The sequence below is a fragment of the Texcoconibacillus texcoconensis genome, assembly GCF_014202575.1.
In the GTDB taxonomy this organism is placed as follows: domain Bacteria; phylum Bacillota; class Bacilli; order Bacillales; family Salisediminibacteriaceae; genus Texcoconibacillus; species Texcoconibacillus texcoconensis.
On sequence record NZ_JACHHB010000030.1, the window covers coordinates 1 to 4,070 of the forward strand.

General features: G+C 37.4%; 3 protein-coding genes and 1 tRNA gene. 2 read left to right on the plus strand and 2 right to left on the minus strand.

Features of this window, described 5'->3' with window-relative positions; all coding sequences use genetic code 11:
* The first annotated feature begins 192 nt into the window (after nucleotides 1-192).
* Entirely contained in the window at nucleotides 193-351 is a 159-nt protein-coding gene (locus tag HNQ41_RS16950) for a transposase (RefSeq protein WP_425506993.1), read from the plus strand.
* 196 nt (nucleotides 352-547) lie between these two features.
* On the opposite strand, the gene HNQ41_RS16430 is transcribed toward HNQ41_RS16950, so the two are convergent.
* Nucleotides 548-1,660, minus strand: a complete 1,113-nt coding sequence (locus tag HNQ41_RS16430) for an ABC transporter permease (protein WP_246421766.1) — start codon at nucleotides 1,658-1,660, stop codon at nucleotides 548-550.
* Nucleotides 1,661-1,744: 84 nt separating this feature from the next.
* Nucleotides 1,745-2,599, minus strand: a complete 855-nt coding sequence (locus HNQ41_RS16435) for an ABC transporter ATP-binding protein (protein WP_246421765.1) — start codon at nucleotides 2,597-2,599, stop codon at nucleotides 1,745-1,747.
* Between the two features lie 1,194 nt (nucleotides 2,600-3,793).
* On the opposite strand from HNQ41_RS16435, the gene HNQ41_RS16440 reads away from it, so the two are divergent.
* Nucleotides 3,794-3,868 (plus strand) — tRNA-Glu (locus HNQ41_RS16440).
* Nucleotides 3,869-4,070: the final 202 nt, after the last annotated feature.

A 4,070-nucleotide genomic window follows, 5' to 3' on the forward strand; every position in this document is an offset into this window, starting at 1 on the left:
CTCGACGGATGCACTTCAAAGCAAAGCTAGCAGAGGAAGAGGCAGTGCTAGTCGCCGATAGGCGGGCGCCTTGTACTTTTCTTATGAGAGAGCAGGTGACGAAGGAATTCGTCGTTAATCGGATTCCGCAGCCTGGTGAAGGTAGTTGGAGGTGCTCCCCTATGAGAGTAGGATGCGGCAAGGCAGGCGACACTGTTTCCTGATATCCCAGTTGTGATTGATAAGTACCATGTTGTGCAAAAGATCAATCAAGCTCTTGATACTGTTCGAAAGATCAAAGCGAATGCTATTAAAGTTTTGGAAACGTGTGCACTTTTGTTTACAACGTCCCTTCTGACTGAGATCCTTTGAGAATTGGAAAAGTCAAATTTGGCTAGAGATATTCTGAATGCAATCCAGTTAATAATTAGAATTGAAGTGCCTAGGTAACAATTAGTCTAAACTTAAGGCACTTCATTGAGTTTTGTATAAATGTACGTTTGAAATAAGGGGTACTGAATAATGCAAAGTTCAACTATCCACCATTAAAGTAAGTTCTTTACATCCATCATCTCGTTGAAATGATAGAGCCTCTTTTATATAACCATGAACCAATGATAAATGTAATAACGCCCCACAAGATCATAATCGCAATTCCAGACCAAAGCGTTCCCGAAAACACATTTGTTGAATAAATCATGCTTTCTCTTAAGCCCTCAACAAAGTAGGTGAGTGGCAGAATATTTGATATTGGCTGAATCCATTCAGGCATTGTTTCAATGGGAAAGAATACACCGCTCAAAAACATCATGATAAAGCTTGCAATATTCGCCACTCCCATATAAGCCTCAGAGGTTTTACTGAACGAAGAGAAAAAGTATCCTAAGGCATTAAAAGAAAGAGAACCTAATAGGAAGACGATAACCAGACTTGGAAAGTTAATATATAAGTTAGCCCCGAATATAAATACGCCAATAAAGGACAGTAAAATAATTTGAACGACGCTAAATAATAACCGCATAACCATATCACTTAAGCCAAAAAGATTCATATTAGCAGGAGTCATACGTAACCTTTTTATTACCCCTTTGCGACGCAATTCTACTAGGTCAACCATCCCAAACATACCGCCTTGTGCTATAGCTAAAGCAATCATACCAGTGAGAAGAAAGTCAGTATAACTTAATTCGTTACTCCCGGATGTAATGAACTCAAATTGTAATTCATATTTAGGAGTTGCACCAACAGCATATAAATTGGCCTGTTGTATAAATTGCTCTAATATCCCTGATAAAGCTTGTGTTGTCATATCTTGTTCATTTTCTTTGTTTACGATAAGGTGAATAGAAGTCGCATCTGCAGATTCGGGTAAGATAATGGCGGCATGCACATCCTGATTTTTTATAAGCTCATCTGCTTCTTCTCTAGATACTGGGTCACTAGTTTCCATTTCAAGGACAGGAATTTGTTTTAATTGGTTGTGAAACATTTCTGATGTTGTATTTGGATTTTCATCTATGATAGCAACACTTGCAGAAAAATCATCTTCTGTACTTCCGCTAAAAATAACCATAAAAATAGACATTAAAATTACAGGGAAAAATATTCCCCAAAACCAAGATTGTTTTTCACGAAAAGTTAATTTCAATTGAGCAATGAACATTTGTTTAAATTGTTTCATATTGTTCAACTTAATCCCTCCATTCCTTTCCGGTAAACGCAATAAAGACATCTTCCAAACTCGTTTCACGAATGGAGACTTGCTCTACTTGAAATTTCTTTCTTTCGTAAATCTAAATAGGTCATATAACGTATCTTCAGGATTCGGTGTCCATAGTTTTAATAATGTTTCTAGTCGTTCTGTACGAGTAATAGATGGAAGGTTTTCAGAAAAAAGATTTGCATCCTCTGCAGCAGCTAAGCCATCAAGGAAAGATAACCGTATTTCTCGTTCGTCTGTTAACTTTTCAATGAGTGCGGATGGGGTATCTAATGCAACAATTTTTCCTTGATCAATGATACAAACGCTATCACTTAATTTTTCGGCTTCTTCCATGTAATGAGTTGTTAGAATCGTTGTTTTATCAAGTTCCTTTAGTTGTAAGATGATATCCCATATGTTACGACGGGCTTGCGGATCAAGGCCAGAGGTTGGTTCATCTAGGAAGATAACTTCTGGGTCGCTAACCATCGCAAGTCCAATTGCTAGTCGTTGGCGTTGCCCGCCGGATAGTTTTTTTACCTGATTCTTTCGGTGATCAGTTAGGTTTATCAATTCGAGGATCTCTTCAGTAGGGCGGGCTTTCTTATAAAATGACGAAAAGAGATTTAAGTTTTCTTCAGGTGTTAATAAATCAAACAATGCACTAGATTGAGGCTGTACACCAATTTTCTGTTTAATCTTATTGGCATGTTTATCCCAGTTTAATTCACCAAAGGTTATTTTGCCTTGATCTGGCGGAACTAAGCCTTCAATCATTTCCAAAGTTGTTGTTTTTCCTGCACCGTTTGGACCAATGATGGTGAATACTTCGCTAGCATTGACTGAAAAACTGATGTCTTGGACAGCGTGAATGGTACCAAACGATTTCTTTAAATGTTTCACTTCTAGAACGGCCATTTTTTCCCCTCGCTTTCATATCTAAAATCTTATATATTGGAATTGATATCTTGAATCTTAACCTGCGTGGTTCAACGCTTCTATGACCATAAAAAGAGAACTTCTACAAATATCGAACTTATTCCTTTCGAATGGGGTTCACTAACATTGCAAATATGAAAATTGTATAGCTGTAAAGTGAACAAGTTCTTTTCATTATGTAGTTGGGCGAAATATGAGAGTGCATGAATTTCTCTTCTTTTACAAGCGTATGCTTTGAAGCCTATTTGTCGAGACAACTCGTTGGTTTTCGGTGAACTATTGCTGATCCTTGCGAGAAAACCGGACAGTCGAAATTTCAAAACCTAAAGAGCACTCCAGTTTTAAGGAACAAATGTTAATGGCGTCACGTTCTAAGGCAACGCTTAGGTGACCAACATCCTGTTGGCTCGAGGCTTAGTTGGTTCGTCCGTAGCAAAGAAGACACCCTGAATGCGAACGAAGTGAAGCAAGAAAGGATGTCATACTTATGTCAAGCTGAAAACCAGTAAATGATTTTGCAACGAGTAACCACAGAAGGGAATGCGGTCAAATGGAGTTGCAACAAGTATTATGTATATTAATAACATGTTCAAAATAAAGCGAAAAAGTCATTCTGAATTTGTATTAAATTTTAAGAAATGAATATTGAAATTGATTTGTATCTCTAGTAGTTGTCCTTTGTAAGCAACTGTTTCATATTTCGTATGTTTTTATTGATTAGGTGAAAGGGGTGTTCTCACTCCAAGCTTCTCTTTAATAAGTTTATAAACAAAAATAAATAGGATATCGATGGGTACGATCGAAGTTGTCTTTTTGTATAGCACTTCAACACTACTCCTTTCATGTATTAAGGAAGGTTATTTTTAAGATCGTTTTTCAGTTATTTGTCTGGTAAAATAGGATATGTGAAAATGGTAGTGTTATCATTATCTTGTCCTTTGCAGAAAGCCGTTTGAAAAATGATGTATGCTAGTTAAAATTATTACTCTTTGATAACATACGACATGACTATATCCACACTTAAATTAAACAGCACGGGTATTACTATGAAATATATAAACTCAAAAGTTTATATAATTTCCAAAAAAACTATTGCAGATTATTATACTTTATTGTATATTATTAAATGTCGTTAATGAGGTATTCGTTTCGGAGACATCAATAATTGATAATGGCCCGTTGGTCAAGTGGTTAAGACACCGCCCTTTCACGGCGGTATCAGGGGTTCGAATCCCCTACGGGTCACCAATAATGGAGGATTAGCTCAGCTACGAGCGATTTCACCTAAGGGAAAGCATCGAGTTGTTTCGACGCATGGACATCATTGATTGTACATGCAGAGGAAGAAACAGGGATGCTACGAAGAAATAACAACATCAAAACTTCGGAGGATTAGCTCAGCTGGGAGAGCACTTGCCTTACAAGCAAGGGGTCGGTGGTTCGAGCCCGC

Excerpts from the sequence above, each read along its gene's own strand:
- HNQ41_RS16430 (WP_246421766.1), bottom strand. The coding sequence starts at position 1,660 with ATGAAACAATTTAAACAAATGTTCATTGCTCAATTGAAATTAACTTTT.
- HNQ41_RS16435 (WP_246421765.1), bottom strand. The coding sequence starts at position 2,599 with ATGGCCGTTCTAGAAGTGAAACATTTAAAGAAATCGTTTGGTACCATT.